This is a genomic window from Thalassovita autumnalis (genome assembly GCF_001458255.1).
Classification (GTDB): Bacteria; Pseudomonadota; Alphaproteobacteria; order Rhodobacterales; family Rhodobacteraceae; genus Thalassobius; species Thalassobius autumnalis.
The window spans coordinates 46,831-66,518 of the sequence record NZ_CYSB01000040.1; the positions used below are offsets into that span (position 1 = coordinate 46,831).

Here is a 19,688-nt window from a genome sequence, read left to right on the forward strand (position 1 = left end):
CAAGAGGTTAAAATGAAGTATTTGGCGGCAATCGCAGCTTCGCTTTCCGTTGCGGCAAGCGCGGCCTACTCGGAAGAGTGCAAAACAATTGAAAATGATTTGGATCGCTTGGCTTGCTACGACAAGGAGTCTGGACGTACAGCAATACCGGAAGTCACAATTAACGAGGACGCAATTTGGAGCGTTTCGACTTCCAAATCTGAATTCAAAGACACCACCGATGTAATAATGAGAGTGGTTAGTGACAACGCCCTTGGCTGTTCTCGTTACGGTGAAACTGACTCCGCTGTTCTGATTATCCGGTGTTCCGAAAACACCACAGCAATGTACATCGTCACTGGCTGCCACCTGACCTCCGGCCATGGCGGTTACGGAAAGGTCGAGTATCGATTTGACGAAAAACCAGCAGGCTCGCGGAATTTTAATGCAAGCACAGACAATCGGGCCTTGGGACTGTGGAGCGGGAGCCGTTCCATTGGCCTTGTGAAGCAGATGTTTAACGCGGACAAAGCGTTGTTCCGCTTCACTCCATTTAACGAAAACTCGGTCACGGCACGCTTTACAATCACTGGTCTTGAGGAGGCCATCAAACCCTTGCGTAAAGAGTGCGGATGGTGACTCTGCGGGCGGCAGGCTCATTCTGTCGCCCCTCCAAATTCGCGCCCCAAGTGCGCGCACCCGTCCAAACGAGTCGATAGCCTCGACAATCTCTACAAAGGAAAAGTGGTAGGCCCGGCAGGATTTGAACCCGCAACCAAAGCGTTATGAGCGCTCTGCTCTAACCGTTGAGCTACAGGCCCCCGTGGGTCCTGATTAGGGGGGGCTGGCGCGATGGTCAAGCCACTTCCCCCTGCGGGCCGGCGCGAGGACGCGCAAGCTGCCGCTGCGTCACAATTTGGAAATGACGCGGCGTCTTAACGCCCGGTTTCTGGACAAACCCCTGCCCTTTGTTTCACGTCATCGAAAACGACACATATGTCATCAGGAGGAGGATCCGATGCTTGGTTCCATGATGCATCAGCAGCTGACCATCAGCTCACTTATCAGCCATGCCGCCCGTTACCACGCCGCAACTGAGGTGGTTTCTGTGGAAACCACGGGCGAGATTGCCCGCAGCACCTGGGGTGAGGTTGAAGGCAATGCCCGCCGGGTGGCCGCCGCGCTGGAGGCGCTGGGTCTGGAGCAAGGCGCGCGCTGCGCGACCATTGCATGGAACAACCGCCGCCATCTGGAGATTTACTTTGGCGTCGCCGGTGCCGGCATGGTCTGCCACACGATCAACCCGCGTCTGTTCCCTGAACAGCTGATCTACATCATCAACCATGCCGAAGATCAGGTCCTGTTCCTTGATCGCACCTTCCTGCCGGTTGCGGCGAAACTGGGCGCGCATCTGAAAACCGTGAAACATGTGGTGCTGATGGGGCCACGTGATGAAGAGGCTGCAGCGCAAATCCCGGGTCTGAAATTCTATGATGAGCTGATCGCCGATGCGGATGCCGATTACGTCTGGCCGGCGCTTGAGGAAACCACGCCCTCCTCGCTCTGCTATACCTCTGGCACCACGGGCCATCCCAAGGGCGTTCTTTACACCCACCGCTCAACCGTTCTGCATTCGATTGGCGGCAACCAGCCCGATGGTCTGGCGATTTCGGCACGGGACAGTGTGATGCCTGTGGTTCCGATGTTCCACGTCAACGCCTGGGGCGTTCCCTATATTGCCGCGGCCACCGGCGCCAAACTGGTGCTGCCCGGTCCAAATCTGGATGGTGACAGCCTGGCGGGGCTGATTGACGGCGAAGCGATCACGCTGGCGCTGGGTGTGCCGACCATTTGGATGGGGCTTCTACAGGCGCTTGAGGCGCGCGGGTCCAAAGCTGAAAGTCTGGAACGCACCGTGATCGGTGGCTCGGCCTGCCCGCCCTCGATGATCGAAACCTTCCGGGAAAAATACGCCACCACCGTGGTACATGCCTGGGGCATGACGGAAACCAGCCCGCTGGGCACCCTGAACAACCTGCTGCAGAAACACAGCGACCTCAGCGTGGCCGAGCAGAACAAGATCCGCGAAGGCCAGGGCCGCCCGCCCTATGGGGTGGAGCTGCGTCTGGTCGATGAGGAGGGCAACACTCTGCCCAACGACGGCGAAACCCACGGTGAGTTGCAGATCCGCGGCCATTGGATCGTTGACAGCTACTTCATGATGGAAGACAGCGCCCTGACCGCAGATGGCTGGTTTGACACCGGCGACGTGGCCACGATTGATCCGGATGGCTACATGATCATCCGCGACCGCTCAAAGGACATCATCAAGTCCGGTGGCGAATGGATCTCAACCGTGGAGCTGGAAAACATCGCCGTGGGTCACCCCGCGGTTGCCAATGCCGCCGCCATCGCCGCCCGGCATGAGAAATGGGACGAGCGCCCGGTTCTGGTTGTGCTGCTGGCCGAAGGCGCCACGGTCAGCGAAGACGAGCTGCTGGCCTTCTATGACGGCAAAATCGCCAAGTGGCAGATTCCTGACAAGGTGGTCTTCACCGATGCGCTGCCGATCGGCGGCACCGGCAAGGTTCTGAAAAACAAGCTGCGCGAGCAGTTCGGCGAGGTGCTGATCAACAGCTGATCTCAGATTGAGGTCTGACATCACCTTGCACGCCGGGGTGGCCTCCCCCGCCCCGGCACCCGACTTTGGTCGCAAAGCGCGCCTAACCTTTTGCCTATCTCCTGTCCGAATGGCGCAGCAAAATGGGCCTTTGCGCGCCTGAAATTCGTCACAATTTTACGTAATCTTTCTATTAGGCCCGAGCGATACTTCGTGCCCAAGGATGCACTGGATAAACGCCCGGACCTCCCTTTTAGAAAGGAGGCCCCAGATGGCCCAGATCGTAAAACCCAAGTCGAAAGCAACGCCGCCGCAGGCCGGTGCCACGCCGAAAGCGCCTGCTCATGACAAGCGCACCCATCATCCGCGTTTTGTGTTCACTGACTTTGCGATGATCTAAAGACCTCTTCTGACAGCCCCCTGTCAGGAGAGAAGAATGCGCGCGTGACCTGATGCGCGCCACGGGGTACACCGGGGCCATGACTGCCAACATGCCCTCCAAACCCTCCCCCGTGAGCACGATCCGAAACCTCGGCCCCAAGAGCGACGAAGTCTTTGCCAGGGCGGGGATCACCACAGCTGATGCCCTGCGTGAGATGGGCGCCGATGCGGCCTATAAACGGCTACTGGAAACCGGCAGCAAACCCCATTTCATCGGTTATTACGCCCTGGTTATGGGGCTACAGGGACGGCCCTGGAATGACTGTCAGGGTGATGAGAAAAAGGCCCTGCGCAAGCGGTTTGATGCGTTGAAAACAGACGTGCGGCCCAAAGATCCCAATGCTGAGATTGAAAAGATCCTAAACGAAATCGGCGTGATCCCTCGCTGATCGCCGCCGACTGATGCGTAGGTTGGGTCAAGGGACGGCCTGCATCTCCTCATGCAGGGTTTGGGCGAACCCGTCGAGCTCGGGCCGTGCCCCTTGCATCCGTTGATAAAGCGCAATGCCGATACCGCCCAGTTCTGGCAACCCCTCTTCATTCCCCAGCCTCCGCAGCGGTGCGACGATGGCCCGTGAGGGCAAAACTGTTGCCGCCAGATCCGCCACCACAAAGGATCGCACCCCCATCGGATGGGGGCTGGAATGCGCGATGGTGCCGCGCCGGCCAATCCGGTCCAGCGCCGCAAAGGCATAGGCCCGCAGATCGCGCCCGTCGCTCAGAAACACCAGCGGCACCTCCTGATCGGGCTGTAGGGTGAACCCCGGCCCCGCCACCCAGATCAGCTGATCATGTTCGACAAACACGCGATCTGCCCGTTTGCCCTGATCCATCATCAGTGCCAGATCAATCTCCCCTGCTTCCAGTTTGGGCAACAGCGCGTCCGAGCGATCGCAGAGAATCTCGATCTTCACATTTGGGTTTTCAGGCGCAAAGCCTTTCAGCGCCCGTGCCACCACGGACATGGCCAGGGTCACATTGGTCCCCAACCGGATGACCCGCTGTTCCTTCGGCGCCTGCATCATCGCCATCGCCTCATCCGAAAGGTTCAGGATCCGCTGCGCATAGGCCAGAAACGCCCGCCCCTCAGCGGTCAGTGACATCGCCTGCCCACGGCCGCGATCAATCAGGCGCTGGCCCAGCTGCTCCTCCAGTTTGCGGATCTGCGCACTGATGGCCGATTGCACCGTGTTGCGCCGGGCGGCGGCCTCGGAAAAGTTCAGGGTTTCTGCTGCGACAACAAAACTGTCCAGCGCGCGTGGATCCAGCATAAAATCTCCAATTGCGATTTATTAAACCATTATAAATCATTTCAAAGATTTCATCCAAGCCCCTATCTGCAGGGTATCGAAAGGATCCTCCCGATGCTCACCACCCTGCCCACCGCCTTCTTCTTCGTCGCTGCCTTGACGGTTGTTCTGACCGGCATCTCCAAAAGCGGCTTTGCCGGTGGGCTGGGGGTGATGCAGGTGCCGATCCTGTCGCTGTTTGTCACGCCGCAATTTGCCGCCGCGGTGGTGATGCCGATCCTGCTGATCATGGACATCTGGATTGTCTGGCACTATCGGCGCCACTGGCAGGGGCGGGTTGTCGCGATGATGTTGCCCGGGGCTTTTGCCGGGCTGGCACTGGGGGCTATCGGGTTTTCCTGGATGTCGGCCGAGGTGATCCGCCTGGCCGTGGGGATGATGGCCCTTATGCTGGTGGCCGGTTTCGTCCTGTTGGGACCACCCGCCGCCCGCAGCCGAGCCACCCCTGCCCCAGTGGTGTTTTCCCTTGGCGCGGTCTCCGGCTTTACCAGCTTTATCGCCCATGCGGGCGGCCCGCCGGTCAAAGGCTACCTGCTGAGCCAGAATATGGAAAAATCACAGTTTGTCGGCACCAATACGATGTTCTTCTTCGTGCTAAATGCCATCAAAACAGCCGCTTATGCCGGGATGGGGCAGCTGAGCTGGGGCAGTCTGCAGGTCAGCGCCATCATCGCACCAATGCTGGTGGTTGGGATTTTCCTGGGCACCTACCTGCACGGCCGATTGGACCAAAGCAGCTTTGTAAAGCTGGTCTATGGCTTTCTGGCCCTCACGGGGGTGAAGCTGATATGGGACAGCGCACCAATGCTGCTAGGCGCCTAACCCACCCCTCTCACGCAGCATCTGGCTGATAGCGACATCCCGCCAGCCGGGCGAACCGCGTCAGCTCCGCCTCCAGCTTGGCCTGACGCGCCGCTGACCATTTCACACCCGCCTCCGGCCAAACCTGACCCAGAGCTAACGTACCGGATTTGCGATCAGCGGTGACCTCCGCCCGGCCGACAAAGCGCGCGCCTTCCAAGAGCGGATAGACATAGTAGCCATATTTGCGTTTGGCGGCTGGCACGAACATCTCAACCCGGTAATCCATACCAAAGAGGCGCAGCAACCGGTCCCGGTCCCGAATGGCCGGGTCAAAGGGGTTCAGGATGCGCAAACGCGTGCTGGGTTTGGCCACGTCGACCAGACGTGCCTCAATATCAGGGCAGCCCCAGGCATCGCGCCATTGCCCATCCGCGCCTTGCACCGTGACCGGTACAAGGCCACCCTCCGCGCCAGACAGCCAGGCCCGGCATTCCTTGGCGCTCATCGCCTCCCAGAACTTCTGAATCTCACCAACGGTGGCAAACCCCAACCGTCCCAGCGCCGCCCGACACAACCAATCCACCTGATCCGCATCGGAAACCTCATGGCTGCGCAGCGGCTCGGGGAACACGTGTTCCGGCAGGTTATAATACTTGGTGAAGTTCTCGCGGTAGCAGGTCGCCAACTCGCCCGCGTACCACATGAAATCCAGCGCCATTTTATGCGGGGGTTTGGCCCAGGCGTGTTCCGTGCTTTTGGGCCCGGATTCAAACGCATGGGTCGACAGCGCGCCCTCTTCGGCGATCCGCGCCTTGATCTCGGCCCGTGCCTCCGCATCCGGCAGCCCCTTCCACCAGCCTGCCTTGCCCATCTGTTCCGCTTTGCGGCGGAACTGGCGCTGCCAATGCGGCAGATAGGCCATCGGCAGAACCGAGGCATCATGGGTGTAATGTTCAAACACCGCCCGATCCTTGGCCAAGAGCGGATCAAACATCGCCTCGCGGTAATTCTGATTGCGCGACCACAGGATATGGTGATGCGCCCGCGCCACCACCTGCACCGTGTCCAGCTGCACAAACCCCAATGCTTCGATGATCGCCATCAGATCCAAAGGCCCGGTGGGGGCTTTGGACAACAGATGGCTTTCCAGCCACAGGGCCCGCGCCTGCGGGTTCGAAATCTCCAGTCGCGCCACGCCGTTTACTCGCGCAGCGCTGGCAGGCCGACGCCTGTGCTTTCAAAACCGCCATCCGCCGCCACCACCTGACCGGTGATGTAACTAGCCTCTTCGCTGCAGAGGAAGGTGATAAGGTTGGCGATCTCATCTTCGCTGCCATAGCGGTTCAGCGGGATGGCATCATGATAAGCGGCAATGATCTCAGGACTATGTACCGCCATCGCCAGTTTGGTCCGCACCGGCCCCGGGCAGACGCAATTGGCCCGGATGCCATATTCGCCCAGCTCTGCCGCCTGTTGTTTGGTCAGTTGAATAACCGCCGCCTTGGAGGTGCCATAAGCCACCCGCAGGGTGGAGGCGCGCAACCCGGAAATTGAGGCGATGTTCAACACCGCGCCGCCATGTTCCTTCAGCGCCGGCACCGCCGCCTGCGTGCACAGGAACGGGCCATCCAGATTGGTCGCCATCACCCGCTTCCAGGTGGCAAAATCACAGTCTTCAATTGGGCCGAACTCCGCCACGCCCGCGTTGTTGACCAGCGCATCCAAACGACCAAAGCGCGCTAGAACCGCCGCAATCATTGCCTGCACCTGCACCTCATCACTGACATCACAGTGAAACCCCTGCGCTTCAGACCCCAGTTCCCCACAGGCCAGATCCAGTTCCGCCTGATCCCAGTCAATCAACGCCACCGACCAGCCTTTGGCCAGAAACTGCTTGGCTGTCGCCAGCCCGATCCCGCGCGCCGCACCGGTCACCACTGCCACTTTGCTCATGAAACTCTCCCTTACTTTGGGGCAACGCTACCCGCCCCGCGCCTGACAAGAAACCCCGTAAAACCCCGCCTTTCATCGTTCCTGAAATACTCTAGGGTGAGGCGCGGCGCGCCGAGGGGCAAAGCCCCTCCTGCCCGTCCCCAACACGCGCTCCACCACAAAAGAAAACGCCCGAGGCAATGCCCCGGGCGCGATCCGTCATCTCAAAGCGTCAGAGGGTGGCTTAGCCAACCAGCTCCAGGCCCGAGAAGAAGTATGCGATTTCTTCAGCAGCGGTTTCCGGTGCGTCCGAACCGTGAACCGAGTTTTCGCCGATCGACAAGGCGAACTCTTTACGGATGGTGCCTTCGTCTGCTTCGGCAGGGTTGGTGGCGCCCATGACTTCGCGGTTTTTCGCGATGGCGTCTTCGCCTTCCAGAACCTGAACAACGATCGGCTCGGAGGCCATGAATTCGCACAGTTCGTCGTAGAACGGACGCTCAGCGTGTACCGCGTAGAACACACCAGCCTGAGCTTTGGTCAGGTGGATGCGCTTCTGGGCAACGATGCGCAGGCCAGCGGCTTCGAATTTGGCGTTGATGGCGCCGGTCAGGTTACGCTTGGTGGCGTCGGGTTTGATGATCGAGAAGGTGCGTTGTACAGCCATCGTGATGTCCTCAAGGTCAAAGACCGGACCCAATGCCCGGCCGCGTTTTAATTTCTGGCGCCTGCTAGCACGGCAAAAGGCGTTTGAAAACCCTGTTGCAGAGGCTTCAGGCGGATTGCCGTTCAAGCTGCGCCACCTTCCACGCAGACAGAAGCGCCAGCGCGCCGCAGGCGGCCATCGAAAGCATCAGCATTTCGGCGCCGTTTTCCCCCGCCACAAGGGTGGAAACCAGCGGCGTCAGCACTGCGCCGATCACAACCCCCACAGCCCCCGACAGCCCAGAGGCGGACCCGGCCAGATGGGGCGCAACATTCATCACGCCAACATTTGCGCCGGGCAACGTCAGACCGTTGCCAAGGCCAAGGGCAACCGCACCGGCAAACATCACGCCGGGGTGCAACAGCCCAAGCGCCATCAGCAACGCCGCCAGCAGACAGCCCAGCATCGACAGCCAGCGCCCCCAGAGGATCAGCCGCAGCGAGCCAAACCGCGCCCCCAACCTTGTGGTCACCAGATTGCCCATGAGAAACCCAACCGCCGTAGCCCCCATCATCAGGCCAACCGTCGCGGTGGAGAGGTCAAAGATCTCCTCCCCCACCAGCGGTGCGCCGGCCAGATAGGCGTAGAAGCCACCCAGCGAAAACACCAGTACACCCGAATAGGCCCAGAAAGATCCCGACCGCAGCACCTCAGGATAGGCGCGGAACTGGGCGGCAAAACTGGCCTGTTTCAGCTGGTTCGTCTCGCCAAGATCGGCCCAGCACAGGACAAAAACCGCCGCGCCGCTGAGCGCCAGCAGATAAAACACCGACCGCCAGCCAAACAGGCTGTCAAGGATGCCACCAACCAGCGGGGCAATCAGGGGCGCCAGCGCCATAGCCGCCCCAATCTGGGCGATGCGCTTTGCAGCTTCTTGAGGGGCATAGACGTCACGCACAATTGCCCGGCCCAGCACCATGCCCGACACCACGCCCCCCTGCAGCATGCGAAATCCCAAGAAGGCCCAGACATCCTGCGACAGCGCACATCCAAGTGAGGCAATCACAAAGACAACCAACCCCACCAGCAACACAGGCCGCCGCCCATAGCGGTCGGACAAGGGCCCCATGATCAGCTGCAACACCGCCGAGACCAGTAGAAACGCCGAGATCGACAGCGCAACCAGCGTGTAGCTGACGCCAAATTCTTCCGCGATCCCCCCCAGCGAGGGCAGAAAGATATTGAGCGACATCACCGCGACCGAGGTCAGCAAGATCAAAGTGACCAGATGCGGCTTTGAGGTGGCGGGGGCCATCGGCGTCCTTTCTCAACGATAACACCGATTGATCGCTCGATGATCCTACGGTGATCGTTAACACATGTATGACCCGCCCCTGCTAGCCGCCCCGCGGCACGGGTGCAATACCGTAGCGCCTGCAAATGTGCTGCTCCGTGACGTGCAGATCCGGCAATTGACTTGGGCGCACCGCTCTGGCACTCCGCCCCTCATGCTACGGATCCAAGACATCAGCTACTCCATCGAAGGCCGCCCCCTGTTTGAAGGGGCCAGCGCCACCATTCCCACCGGTCACAAGGTGGGTTTGATTGGCCGCAATGGCGCGGGAAAAACCACCCTTTTCAATCTGATCCGGGGTGATCTGCATCTGGATGGTGGCAGCATCGAACTGCCCTCCCGCGCCCGCATCGGCGGCGTCGCACAGGAGGTGCCGGGCAATGAGGTCTCGCTGATTGACACGGTGCTGGCCGCAGATATCGAACGCGCCGCCCTGATGGCCGAAGCCGAAAGCGCCACCGATCCCAATCGGATCGCTGAGGTGCAGACACGACTTGCCGATATTGACGCCTGGTCGGCGGAGGCGCGGGCCTCCAACATCCTGCGCGGGCTGGGGTTTGATGCTGAAGAGCAGAAAATGCCCTGCTCTGCCTTCTCGGGCGGTTGGCGAATGCGGGTGGCCTTGGCGGCTGTGCTGTTTTCTGAACCCGATCTGCTGCTGCTCGATGAACCGACCAACTACTTGGACCTTGAAGGCGCGCTGTGGTTGGAAAACTACCTGACCAAATACCCCCACACGGTGCTGATCATCAGCCACGACCGCGAATTGCTCAATCGCGCGGTGGGCTCGATCCTGCATCTGGAGGGGCGGCAGCTGACCTATTACACCGGCCCCTATGACCAGTTCGCGGCCCAACGTGCGGCGCAGCGTGCGGTGCAATCCGCCGCGGCCAAGAAACAAGAGGCGCAGCGCGCCCATTTGCAAAGCTTCGTTGACCGTTTCAAAGCCAAGGCAACCAAGGCCAAACAGGCGCAAAGCCGCGTGAAGATGCTGGAAAAGATGGAGATTATTCGCGCCCCCGAAGATGCGGCGCGCACCGTCTTTACCTTCCCGGAACCCGAAACCCTGTCGCCGCCGATCATCTCCACCCAGGATGCATCGGTGGGCTATGACGGCACCGCGGTTCTGAAACGGCTGAATCTGCGCATCGATCAGGACGATCGCATCGCCCTGCTGGGCAAAAACGGTCAGGGCAAATCGACCCTCGCCAAGCTGCTGTCGGACCGTCTGGTGCCGCTGGATGGCGGGATCAGCCGATCCTCAAAGCTGCGCATCGGCTTTTTTGCCCAGCATCAGGTGGATGAGCTGCACGTGGATGAAACCCCTCTGCAGCATCTGCAGCGGGAGCTGCCTGATCAGCACCCCAGCAAGCTGCGGGCAAAACTGGCCGGGTTTGGCCTGATGGCCGATCAGGCTGAGACCGAGGTGGGCCGTCTGTCAGGCGGCCAAAAGGCACGCCTTTCGCTGCTGCTGGCCACCCTGCCCGCGCCGCAACTGCTGATCCTTGATGAACCGACCAACCACCTGGATATCGAAAGCCGTGAGGCGCTGGTCGAAGCGCTCAGCGCCTATGGCGGCGCGGTGGTTTTGGTCAGCCATGACATGCATCTGCTGTCGATGGTGGCGGACCGCCTGTGGCTGGTCAAAGACGGTGCGGTGAAACCCTATGAGGAGGATCTGCAAGCCTATCGCCAGATGCTGCTGCAGGCCGACACCCCACCGAAGGCCGAAAAACCCAAGCCGGCCGCCCCCAAACGCGCCAGCCGCGATCAGATCCTTGCCCTGCGGTCCGACGCGCGCAAATGTGAGGAGCGGATCGAAAAACTGTCTGAGATGGAAGAAAAGCTGCAAGCGCGCCTTGCTGATCCAGCGCTTTTCACTGAGCGCAAAGACGAAGCGGTCATGCTGCAGAAGAAATACGCCGAGTTGAAAGAGGCGATGGAGCGTGCCGAAGAACTGTGGATGGTGGCGCTGGAAAAGCTTGAGCTGGCAGAGGCACAGGGCTGAGGCGCGCCCACGCCACTCTTGCGCTGGCTTCGAACCTCGGTAATCATCGCGGCAGTCGACAAATTTACGAAGGCCAAACATGGACACCGCATTTCTGATCACCGGCTTTGTCACCCTGTTTGTGATCATGGACCCCATCGGCCTGGCCCCGATTTTTGTGGCGTTGACCCAAGGCATGTCACCAGAAAAACGCCGCGCCATTGCAATCCGCGCCTGTGTGACTTCTGGCCTCTTGCTGTCGCTCTTTGCCATTTTTGGCGAAGCGGTTCTTGGATTTGTTGGCATATCAATGCCCGCCTTCCGCATCGCGGGCGGCATCCTGTTGTTCCTGACCGCTCTGGACATGCTGTTTCAACGGCGCACCAAACGGCGGGAGGATCAGGCGGAAGAGGAGGATCACGCAGATGATCCCTCGATTTTCCCGCTGGCGATCCCGCTGATTGCCGGTCCCGGCTCCATCGCCACGGTGATCCTTTTGGCCGGTCAGCAGCCGGGGTTTGGTGGGTTGTCGATGGTTCTGGCGATCATGCTTGTGGTGCTCCTGATCTCCATGGCGCTGTTCCTGTCTGCGGGCCTTTTGGAACGGGCATTGGGCAAGACCGCGATCAATGTGATCACACGGCTTTTGGGCATGTTGCTGGCCGCACTTTCGGTGCAATTTGTGCTGGATGGGCTGAAGGCGTTCGGCTTCACCGGATAAGCGCGTTTCAGGGGCCAAATCACCGGTATTTTTGCCCCACAATCCGCCGCTTAACCACACAAGCATTGCAGCCCACATCCTGCCTCTGTTATACAGAAAACAACAAAATATAGACCAATAAAGCAGAGTGGCCGAGACGTGAGCGATACGCCCCAAACTCCTGAAAACGAAGAAGAAAAACCGCGCGAGCGCATGGCTTTTGACGGGCCTTCCGTTTCGATCACCGATGAGATGCGCAATTCCTATCTGGATTATGCGATGAGCGTGATCGTCAGCCGGGCGATTCCGGACCTGCGTGACGGTCTGAAACCGGTGCACCGGCGTATTCTTTACGCCATGCATGAGACCGGAAACACCCATGAAAAGGCCTATCGCAAGTCGGCCCGTCCAGTGGGTGATGTGATGGGTAAATACCACCCGCATGGCGACAGCGCGATCTATGATGCGCTGGTGCGGATGGCGCAGGATTTTTCGATGTCGCTGCCGCTGTTGGACGGTCAGGGTAACTTCGGCTCGATGGACGGCGATAACCCGGCCGCGATGCGTTACACTGAGGTGCGGATGGACAAGCCGGCCGCGTTTGTGCTGGCCGACATCGAAAAGGACACCGTTGATTTTCAGGACAACTACGACGGCAAGGATCAAGAACCAACCGTTCTGCCATCGCGTTTCCCCAACATGCTGGTCAATGGCGCTGGCGGTATTGCGGTGGGTATGGCCACCAATATCCCGCCGCATAACCTGGGTGAGGTCATTGATGCCTGTCAGGCCCTGATTGAGGATCCGGATCTGACCAGCGAACAACTGATCAACTATGTGCCCGGCCCCGATTTCCCGACCGGTGGCATCATGCTGGGCCGCTCTGGCGCACGCAAAGCCTATCTTGAGGGCCGCGGCAGCGTCATCATTCGCGCCAAGACCCGCGTCGAAGAGATCCGCAAAGATCGCTACGCCATCATCGTGGATGAGATCCCCTATCAGGTGAACAAAGCGTCGATGATCGAAAAGATCGCCGAACAGGTGCGTGAAAAACGCATTGAGGGCGTCGCCCATGTGCAGGATGAATCGGACCGGAACGGTGTGCGTGTGGTGGTGGAGCTGAAGCGCGACGCGACCCCGGATGTGGTGCTGAACCAGCTGTTCCGCTTCACCCCAATGCAGACCTCTTTCGGCTGTAACATGCTGGCGCTGAACGGCGGCCGCCCCGAACAGCTGACGCTGCGCCGGTTCCTGACCTGCTTCCTTGATTTCCGCGAAGACGTCGTGGCCCGCCGCACCGCCTATGAGCTGCGCAAGGCACGTGAGCGCAGCCACATTCTGTGTGGTTTGGCCGTGGCTGTTTCCAACGTGGATGAGGTTGTGGCGACCATCCGGTCCTCGGCCGATGCAGCCGAAGCCCGTGAGAAGCTGATGACCCGCCGTTGGCCGGCGCAGGAGATCGGTGAATACATTCAGCTGATCGATGATCCGACCCATAAGATGAACGAAGACGGGACCTATAACCTGTCTGAAACTCAGGCCCGCGCCATTCTGGAGCTGCGCCTGCAGCGTCTGACCCAGATCGGTGTGAAAGAAGTCACCGATGAGCTGCAGGAACTGGCCGAGAAGATCCGCGAATGCCTGGAAATCCTGGCCTCACGCGAACGCATTCTGGCGATCATCAACGAAGAACTGGCTGAGGTGAAAGAGAAATTCGCCGTTGGCCGCCGCACCGAGATCGTGGATTGGTCCGGTGACATGGATGATGAAGACCTGATCGAACGTGAAGATATGGTCGTGACCGTTACTTCGGGTGGCTACATCAAGCGGACCCCGCTGGCCGACTTCCGGGCGCAGAAACGCGGCGGCAAGGGCCTCAGCGGTATGCAGACCAAGGAAGAGGATGTTGTCACCAACCTCTTTGTGGCCAACACGCATACACAGCTGTTGTTCTTCACCACCGATGGTATGGCCTACAAACTGAAGACCTGGCGCCTGCCGCTGGGTGGTCGTACCGCCAAAGGCAAGGCGATTGTGAACATCCTGCCAATCCCAACCGGCGTGTCGATTGCTGCGATCATGCCTGTTGACCGGGCAGAGGACGAATGGGCTGACCTGCAGGTGGTCTTTGCCACCTCGGCAGGCACCGTGCGCCGTAACCGCCTGTCAGATTTCACCAATGTGAAATCCAACGGTAAGATCGCCATGAAGTTTGAGGATGATCACGCCGACACCCGTTTGATCAACGCCCGCATCTGTTCTGAAGACGATGATGTGATGCTGGTCACCAACTCAGGCCGGGCGATCCGTTTCCCGACAACTGAGGTGCGCGTTTTCAACTCGCGGGCGTCGGTGGGTGTGCGCGGCATCAAGCTGAACGGTGATGATGAGGTTGTGTCGATGTCGGTGATCCGCCACTTCGATGCCACCTCCGAAGAACGCGCCGCCTATCTGAAGATGCGCCGCGCTGTGGCTGGTCTGGCCGATGATGCCGAAGGGGGCGATGAAGATGACGTGCCCGCCGGTGAGCTGAGCCAGGAACGTTACGCTGAAATGTCGGCGGTGGAAAACCTGATCCTGACCATCACCGAAGGCGGCGCGGGCAAGCTGAGCTCCAGCCATGACTATCCGGTGCGTGGCCGTGGTGGTCTGGGTGTGGCCGCGATGGACAAAGCGATGCGCGGCGGTGCGCTTGTGGCGTCCTTCCCGGTTGAGATGGACGATCAGGTGATGCTGGCCACCTCCAAGGGGCAGTCGATCCGGGTGCCGGTTGACGGTATCTCGTTCCGCTCCCGCTCCGCCGGTGGCGTGCGGGTGTTCAACACCGGCAAGGGCGAGACGGTTGTGTCCGTTGCCCGGGTTGTCGAACAGGACGACGACGAAAACGGTGCAGAGGATCAGGCCGAGAGCTGATCTTCGCGACATCAGAGAGATTGAAAAGCCGCCCTTCGGGGCGGTTTTTTGTTAGGTGAAAGCGTAGGTTCATGCCCGATCCCGAGGGCGGGCCTGAGGAACGCGAAAGCACTCCAACGATCGAAACGGTCTGTATTGCCGATCCATTGCAAATTCGTGCCCGCCCTTGGGGGCGGGGTCGGGCACGAACCGGATCACTGCGTGACCCGGAGAAGAAAACGGCGCCCCAGTGGGACGCCGTCAAAGCTAATCACAGGTCAGCGTGTTTAGAGACCGTAAATGCCTTTGAACTTCTCTTCCAGATAGTCCAGCAGCGGCTCTGCCGAGGGGTCCATCCCACTGGCACGGCGCACCACATCACGCGGTGCATAAAGGCCGCCGTGACGTTGCAGGTTCTCTTTCAACCACCCTGTTGCGGCTGAGGTATCGCCCCCTGCCAGCTGTGCATCCAGATCCGGCACCGCCTGACGCAGCGCCTTGTTTAGGCAGCCCGCATAGACATTGCCCAGCGAATAGGTCGGGAAGTAACCAAACAGGCCCACCGACCAATGCACATCCTGCAGACAACCGTTTGAAGGTTTGTCGACCGCATAGCCAAAATCTGCATGGAAACGGTCGTTCCAGGCCGCCTCCAGATCCTTCACCGCCAGATCGCCCTGCATCAGCGCGCGCTCTAGGTCGAACCGCAGCATGACATGCAGGTTATACTGCACCTCATCCGCCTCAGTCCGGATATAGCCGTCATTGACGCGGTTCACGGTGCAATAGAACTCCTCGGGGCTGTCGATACCGAAGTCCCCAAAGGCCTCACGCATCTGGCCATAGACCCAGCCCGAAAACGGCGCAGACCGGCCCAGCTGGTTTTCGTAAATCCGGCTCTGGCTTTCATGTACGCCCATCGACACGCCGCCACCAATTGGTGTCAGCAGATAAGCGTCATCGACGTTCTGCTCATAACAGGCATGGCCGACCTCATGGATGGTCGAATAGAAACAGTTGAACGGATCCAGTTCACTGGTGCGGGTGGTGATACGCACATCATGGCCGGAGCCCGAGGAGAACGGGTGCACCGCCTTGTCAATCCGGCCATGGTGCAGATCATAGCCAAAGGCCAGCGCCAGTTTCTCGGTCAGCCGCATCTGCTTAGCGGGGTCAAAATGCCCCTTCAGACGCTGCGGGGCCTCAGCCGCCAGCACCGCCTCCCGCAGGGCAACCAGACGTGGCCGCATGGCCCCAAACATCGCAGCCAGCTCGGCAGCGGTCATGTTGGGCTCATAGTCATCGATCATGGCGTCATAGACATCGCCACCATCAGCCAGCGCCTGACCTTCCTGACGTTTCAGCGCCACCACCTGTTCCAGCACCGGCAGGAAAGCGGGCACATCTTCGTCCGCGCGGGCCTGCGCCCACTGACCTTGGGCCTTGCTGGTGACCTTGGCAATTTCGACCGCCAGATCGGCCGGCACCTTGCTGGCGCGATCATAGCTGCGGCGGATTTCGCGCAGCTGTGCCTGTCCCACAGGATCCAGTTCCCCGGCATCAATCGCCGCCAGCCATTGCCCCACCTGCGGATCCGTTTTGCGCGTATGCAGGATCTTTTCCATCGCGGCCATTTCCTCGGCCCGCTGATCCGCGGCGCCGCGCGGCATCATGGTTTCCTGATCCCAGCCCAAGCGGCCCGCCACTTGGCCAAGGGCCACCGTATCGCGGGCAAAGCCCATCAGATTGTCAAAAGCACTCATATCACTCACGCTCCGCGGATTGAGGTTACAATGGGGTATCCCGACAGGAACCGCGCCCGCAGGATCAGGGTAAACACAAGGATGGCAAAGACCTGATGGACAATCGCCACATTCCACGGCGCGGCGGTCACAACCGTATAGATGCCCAGAACAACCTGCGCCGACAGGGCGATAAAGGCAGCGGCAAAGGCCGCGCGTGTCGCCCCATGGGCCGATTTGCGCCCGCGCAGAAAGACAACGATGGCAAATGCAAACAGCAGATAGCCCACCATACGGTGAATGAATTGCACCAGCCCCGGATTTTCAAAGAAGTTCTTCCAGAGCGGTGAAATCGAAAAGGCCTCGGGCGGGAAAAATTGCCCCATCATCAGCGGCCAATCGGTAAAGCTGCGGCCTGCGTCAATGCCAGCGACCAATGCCCCCAACAGGATCTGCACCCCCGCCAGATGCAACAATCCCGTGGACAGGCCCCACAGCTTGGCCTCTTTCTGGCGTCGCGCCTGCATCAGATCCCGCTCTGGCCGGCTGAGCAGCATGATGAACCAAGCAATATAGCCAAGGATCAAGAAGGCCAGCCCCAGATGGGTCGCCAACCGGTAAGAGGCAACCGTCGTCACCCCCTCACCCGATGTGACGCCTGATGCCACCATCCACCAGCCAACAGCCCCCTGTAGCCCGCCAAGCCCGCCGATAAACAACAAACGACCGGTCCAGCCGGTGGGGATCTGTCGCGCCAGCAAGAACCCGAAAAAGCCAAGGGCCCAGACAAGTCCAATCACCCGACCGATCTGGCGATGGCCCCATTCCCACCAGTAGATCTCTTTGAAATCGGCCAGTTCCATCCACTGGTTGTCGATGGCCCATTGGTCGATCTGCTTGTACTTGTCGAATTCCGCCTGCCAGTCGGCCTCGCTCAGCGGCGGGATCGCGCCCGTCACGGGCCGCCATTCGGTGATCGACAGCCCGCTGTCCGTCAAACGGGTCAGCCCGCCCACGACAACCATCACAACGACCATGGCAAACAACACCATCAGCCAGGCACGAATGCCCCGCCTGGCGCCACCGCGCCCCTGATCAATCATGCCGCCCTGAGGCGTCGGGGTGCTGGCCTTCTGCTCGCCAACCTCTTCAAAAATATTACGCTTCTGGCTCATTCTGCCCTCCGATTCCGGCGCAGGATATGGTGTGGTCTTGGGCCGCGGCAATCCCCCGCGACCAGATGTCTTAGTCTATGGCGGCGGACTGCTCAGTCCTGACCGCCGCGCTCTTTCCAGCGCACCATCTGGCGCATCACCCCGTGCAGCATCTGCGTGTCCGACCGGGTCAACCGCATACGTGACCAGAGGTTGCGCAGGTTCACTTTCATACCTTCGGCCTTTTCCGGCGGGAAGAAGAAGCCAGCCTGATCCAGCCGCTCTTCGTAATGTTCGGCCAGTTTCTCAACCTCAATGGTGCTGGCCCAGTCAGAGCCCGCCATTTCCACCCGTTCGCCTTCGATCTCCACGCTCTGACGGCGGAACTCATAAGCGGTCAGAAGCACACATTGCGCCAGGTTCAGGCTAAAGAACTCAGGGTTCACCGGCACGGTGATGATCGCATTGGCCCGCGCCACATCTTCGTTTTCCAACCCCGACCGTTCTGGGCCAAACATCACCGCCACTTTTTCACCGGCTGCAATTTTCTGCCGCGCCAGCTCCATCGCTGCCTCGGGACTGTAGACCGGTTTGGTCATGCCGCGCCCGCGTGCCGTGGTGGCAAAAACAAAGGTGCAGTCATCCAGCGCTTCGGCCACGGTGTCATGCACCCCGGCCTCATCCAGCAGACGCCCCGCGCCCGAGGCCAATGCCACAGCGCGCTGGTTCGGCCAGCCATCGCGCGGATCCACAATCCGCATCCGATCCAACCCAAAGTTCCACATCGCCCGGGCCGCCGCCCCGATGTTTTCCCCCATCTGCGGGCGGACCAGAACAAAGCTCGGCTGTGGAATTTCGCTGGGCATCTCTGCACTCCAAAAATTGCAATGAGGCCTGATAATCTACCCCCGCGACCTTTCCAACCCCTCGTGCAGGGCTTGGCCTTTCAATGATCTACAAATACTCAAATTCCCGCCGCTGGCCACAACGCGAAACGCCCGCTAGGCTAACCCTATGCAACCGGAGGCACCCGAATGGCTTATGACGAAGGACTGGCCCATCTGATGCGCGATGATCTGAGCGAGGAGCGCGGCATCACCGAAAAGAAGATGTTCGGCGGGCTGTGTTTTCTGCTCAACGGCAATATGGTCTGCGGCGTTCACAAAGACGGCGGCATGTTCCGCGTCGGCAAACCGCGTGAGGCCGAGGCGCTGGCGATTGAGGGCGCGCGGGAGATGGATTTCACCGGTCGCCGCATGGGTGGCTTCATCGATGTGGACAGCGATCTGATGGGTGATGATGCCCGGCGCGGTCAGGTGATGGCGCTGGCCCTTGCTAACGCACGCGCGCTGCCGCCGAAATAATCAGCGCCTGAGCCCAGCCGCCAATAGCCAAAGCGCAAAATCCGCGCTATAGCGACGCGACGCGCTAAACCCGCGTAAAGACCCGCAATTGAAGGAGCCGCGCAGATGGCAGATGTTGAGCAGCCGCAGATCTATCTGATCACCCCGCCTGAGTTTGAATTGTCGCGGTTTCCTGAACGGCTGGCGGCGGTGCTGGATGCGCATGAGGTTGCCTGCGTCCGCCTGGCCCTTGCCACCCGGGATGAGGATAAGATCAGCCGCGCTGCAGATGCGCTGCGCGAAGTGACCTATGCCCGCGATGTGGCGCTGGTGATCGACAACCACATCCTGCTGGTCGAACGTCTGGGCCTTGATGGCGTGCATCTGACCGATGGCGCCCGTTCCGTGCGCAAAACCCGCAAAGCACTAGGCGCGGACGCCATTGTAGGCGCATTCTGCGGCGCCTCCAGTCACGATGGCATGACCGCGGGCGAAGCCGGCAGTGACTATGTGGCCTTTGGCCCGCTGCGCGACACCGGGCTGGACGACGGCACCGTTGCTGAAAAGGATCTGTTCCAGTGGTGGTCAGAAATGATCGAAGTGCCCGTGGTGGCCGAAGGCGCCCTGACCGCTGAAATCGTCAAAGAGATTTCCCCTTTCACCGATTTCTTCGGTGTAGGTGAGGAGATCTGGAACGAAGACGACGCCGTGAAAGCGCTGGCGGATCTGAAAGCCCAGTTTAGCTAAGACGTTCAGCTAAGGACCGCTGTAACTCTGCTGGGCA

General features: G+C 60.1%; 18 protein-coding genes and 1 tRNA gene. 10 read left to right on the forward strand and 9 right to left on the reverse strand.

What is annotated here, in order from left to right; all coding sequences use genetic code 11:
- The first annotated feature begins 12 nt into the window (after nucleotides 1-12).
- Nucleotides 13-618 (forward strand): type VI secretion system-associated protein TagO, encoded by a 606-nt coding sequence (locus tag TL5118_RS16950; RefSeq protein WP_058244045.1) that lies wholly within the window; start codon nucleotides 13-15, stop codon nucleotides 616-618.
- Between the two features lie 106 nt (nucleotides 619-724).
- Here the strand turns inward: TL5118_RS16950 and TL5118_RS16955 are convergent.
- Nucleotides 725-800, reverse strand: a tRNA-Ile gene (locus TL5118_RS16955).
- 197 nt (nucleotides 801-997) lie between these two features.
- Between TL5118_RS16955 and TL5118_RS16960 the strand changes: the two genes are divergently transcribed.
- From TL5118_RS16960 to TL5118_RS16965, 3 genes are all read left to right on the forward strand, one after another.
- Nucleotides 998-2,620: a long-chain-fatty-acid--CoA ligase gene (locus TL5118_RS16960; protein ID WP_058244046.1), complete on the forward strand. Its 1,623-nt coding sequence runs from the start codon at nucleotides 998-1,000 to the stop codon at nucleotides 2,618-2,620.
- Nucleotides 2,621-2,870: 250 nt separating this feature from the next.
- Nucleotides 2,871-2,999 carry a hypothetical protein gene (locus TL5118_RS21725; protein ID WP_278044383.1) on the forward strand — a complete coding sequence of 43 codons (129 nt, stop codon included), beginning with the start codon at nucleotides 2,871-2,873 and terminating at the stop codon, nucleotides 2,997-2,999.
- 79 nt (nucleotides 3,000-3,078) lie between these two features.
- Nucleotides 3,079-3,429 carry a TfoX/Sxy family protein gene (locus TL5118_RS16965; RefSeq protein ID WP_242601805.1) on the forward strand — a complete coding sequence of 117 codons (351 nt, stop codon included), beginning with the start codon at nucleotides 3,079-3,081 and terminating at the stop codon, nucleotides 3,427-3,429.
- 27 nt (nucleotides 3,430-3,456) lie between these two features.
- Here TL5118_RS16965 and TL5118_RS16970 read toward each other — a convergent pair whose 3' ends face one another.
- Entirely contained in the window at nucleotides 3,457-4,311 is an 855-nt protein-coding gene (locus TL5118_RS16970; RefSeq protein WP_058244047.1) for a LysR family transcriptional regulator, read from the reverse strand.
- Nucleotides 4,312-4,404: 93 nt separating this feature from the next.
- Here TL5118_RS16970 and TL5118_RS16975 point away from each other — a divergent pair, with 93 nt between their 5' ends.
- Nucleotides 4,405-5,172 (forward strand): sulfite exporter TauE/SafE family protein, encoded by a 768-nt coding sequence (locus TL5118_RS16975; RefSeq protein ID WP_058244048.1) that lies wholly within the window; start codon nucleotides 4,405-4,407, stop codon nucleotides 5,170-5,172.
- Between the two features lie 10 nt (nucleotides 5,173-5,182).
- Here the strand turns inward: TL5118_RS16975 and TL5118_RS16980 are convergent, their stop codons facing one another.
- From TL5118_RS16980 to TL5118_RS16995, 4 genes are all read right to left on the reverse strand, one after another.
- Entirely contained in the window at nucleotides 5,183-6,349 is a 1,167-nt protein-coding gene (locus TL5118_RS16980) for a winged helix-turn-helix domain-containing protein (protein ID WP_058244049.1), read from the reverse strand.
- Nucleotides 6,350-6,354: 5 nt separating this feature from the next.
- On the reverse strand, nucleotides 6,355-7,107 hold the full coding sequence (locus tag TL5118_RS16985) for an SDR family NAD(P)-dependent oxidoreductase (protein WP_058244050.1): 753 nt from the start codon (nucleotides 7,105-7,107) through the stop codon (nucleotides 6,355-6,357).
- A gap of 223 nt (nucleotides 7,108-7,330) precedes the next feature.
- Entirely contained in the window at nucleotides 7,331-7,753 is a 423-nt protein-coding gene (ndk, locus tag TL5118_RS16990; RefSeq protein WP_058244051.1) for a nucleoside-diphosphate kinase, read from the reverse strand.
- A gap of 106 nt (nucleotides 7,754-7,859) precedes the next feature.
- Entirely contained in the window at nucleotides 7,860-9,047 is a 1,188-nt protein-coding gene (locus TL5118_RS16995; RefSeq protein ID WP_058244052.1) for a multidrug effflux MFS transporter, read from the reverse strand.
- 193 nt (nucleotides 9,048-9,240) lie between these two features.
- Here TL5118_RS16995 and TL5118_RS17000 point away from each other — a divergent pair, with 193 nt between their 5' ends.
- The 3 genes from TL5118_RS17000 (at nucleotide 9,241) to gyrA (ending at nucleotide 14,686) form a co-directional block, all read left to right on the forward strand.
- Complete coding sequence (locus TL5118_RS17000; RefSeq protein WP_058244053.1) at nucleotides 9,241-11,094, forward strand: ABC-F family ATP-binding cassette domain-containing protein; 1,854 nt, start codon at nucleotides 9,241-9,243, stop codon at nucleotides 11,092-11,094.
- Nucleotides 11,095-11,173: 79 nt separating this feature from the next.
- Nucleotides 11,174-11,794 carry a MarC family protein gene (locus TL5118_RS17005; RefSeq protein WP_058244054.1) on the forward strand — a complete coding sequence of 207 codons (621 nt, stop codon included), beginning with the start codon at nucleotides 11,174-11,176 and terminating at the stop codon, nucleotides 11,792-11,794.
- 138 nt (nucleotides 11,795-11,932) lie between these two features.
- Nucleotides 11,933-14,686, forward strand: coding sequence for a DNA gyrase subunit A (gene gyrA / locus TL5118_RS17010; RefSeq protein WP_058244055.1), 2,754 nt, complete (start codon nucleotides 11,933-11,935; stop codon nucleotides 14,684-14,686).
- A gap of 266 nt (nucleotides 14,687-14,952) precedes the next feature.
- On the opposite strand, the gene TL5118_RS17015 is transcribed toward gyrA, so the two are convergent.
- The 3 genes from TL5118_RS17015 to TL5118_RS17025 form a co-directional block, all read right to left on the reverse strand.
- Nucleotides 14,953-16,428, reverse strand: a complete 1,476-nt coding sequence (locus TL5118_RS17015; RefSeq protein WP_058244056.1) for a carboxypeptidase M32 — start codon at nucleotides 16,426-16,428, stop codon at nucleotides 14,953-14,955.
- A gap of 5 nt (nucleotides 16,429-16,433) precedes the next feature.
- Nucleotides 16,434-17,582: a heme A synthase gene (gene ctaA, locus TL5118_RS17020; protein WP_058244057.1), complete on the reverse strand. Its 1,149-nt coding sequence runs from the start codon at nucleotides 17,580-17,582 to the stop codon at nucleotides 16,434-16,436.
- A 92-nt stretch (nucleotides 17,583-17,674) separates the two neighbouring features.
- Nucleotides 17,675-18,427 (reverse strand): RNA methyltransferase, encoded by a 753-nt coding sequence (locus TL5118_RS17025; protein ID WP_058244058.1) that lies wholly within the window; start codon nucleotides 18,425-18,427, stop codon nucleotides 17,675-17,677.
- Nucleotides 18,428-18,595: 168 nt separating this feature from the next.
- Here TL5118_RS17025 and TL5118_RS17030 point away from each other — a divergent pair, with 168 nt between their 5' ends.
- A complete protein-coding gene (locus TL5118_RS17030) occupies nucleotides 18,596-18,925 on the forward strand; it encodes a TfoX/Sxy family protein (RefSeq protein ID WP_058244059.1) in 330 nt (109 codons plus the stop codon).
- Nucleotides 18,926-19,030: 105 nt separating this feature from the next.
- A complete protein-coding gene (locus TL5118_RS17035; protein WP_058244060.1) occupies nucleotides 19,031-19,651 on the forward strand; it encodes a thiamine phosphate synthase in 621 nt (206 codons plus the stop codon).
- The last annotated feature ends 37 nt before the right edge of the window (nucleotides 19,652-19,688 follow it).

Excerpts from the sequence above, each read along its gene's own strand:
- TL5118_RS16970 (WP_058244047.1), bottom strand. The coding sequence starts at position 4,311 with ATGCTGGATCCACGCGCGCTGGACAGTTTTGTTGTCGCAGCAGAAACC.
- ndk (WP_058244051.1), bottom strand. The coding sequence starts at position 7,753 with ATGGCTGTACAACGCACCTTCTCGATCATCAAACCCGACGCCACCAAG.
- TL5118_RS16995 (WP_058244052.1), bottom strand. The coding sequence starts at position 9,047 with ATGGCCCCCGCCACCTCAAAGCCGCATCTGGTCACTTTGATCTTGCTG.
- TL5118_RS17035 (WP_058244060.1), top strand. The coding sequence starts at position 19,031 with ATGGCAGATGTTGAGCAGCCGCAGATCTATCTGATCACCCCGCCTGAG.
- ctaA (WP_058244057.1), bottom strand. The coding sequence starts at position 17,582 with ATGAGCCAGAAGCGTAATATTTTTGAAGAGGTTGGCGAGCAGAAGGCC.
- TL5118_RS17025 (WP_058244058.1), bottom strand. The coding sequence starts at position 18,427 with ATGCCCAGCGAAATTCCACAGCCGAGCTTTGTTCTGGTCCGCCCGCAG.
- TL5118_RS17015 (WP_058244056.1), bottom strand. The coding sequence starts at position 16,428 with ATGAGTGCTTTTGACAATCTGATGGGCTTTGCCCGCGATACGGTGGCC.
- TL5118_RS17030 (WP_058244059.1), top strand. The coding sequence starts at position 18,596 with ATGGCTTATGACGAAGGACTGGCCCATCTGATGCGCGATGATCTGAGC.
- TL5118_RS16985 (WP_058244050.1), bottom strand. The coding sequence starts at position 7,107 with ATGAGCAAAGTGGCAGTGGTGACCGGTGCGGCGCGCGGGATCGGGCTG.
- TL5118_RS16975 (WP_058244048.1), top strand. The coding sequence starts at position 4,405 with ATGCTCACCACCCTGCCCACCGCCTTCTTCTTCGTCGCTGCCTTGACG.
- TL5118_RS16960 (WP_058244046.1), top strand. The coding sequence starts at position 998 with ATGCTTGGTTCCATGATGCATCAGCAGCTGACCATCAGCTCACTTATC.
- TL5118_RS16965 (WP_242601805.1), top strand. The coding sequence starts at position 3,079 with ATGACTGCCAACATGCCCTCCAAACCCTCCCCCGTGAGCACGATCCGA.
- TL5118_RS16950 (WP_058244045.1), top strand. The coding sequence starts at position 13 with ATGAAGTATTTGGCGGCAATCGCAGCTTCGCTTTCCGTTGCGGCAAGC.
- TL5118_RS17005 (WP_058244054.1), top strand. The coding sequence starts at position 11,174 with ATGGACACCGCATTTCTGATCACCGGCTTTGTCACCCTGTTTGTGATC.
- TL5118_RS17000 (WP_058244053.1), top strand. The coding sequence starts at position 9,241 with ATGCTACGGATCCAAGACATCAGCTACTCCATCGAAGGCCGCCCCCTG.
- TL5118_RS21725 (WP_278044383.1), top strand. The coding sequence starts at position 2,871 with ATGGCCCAGATCGTAAAACCCAAGTCGAAAGCAACGCCGCCGCAGGCC.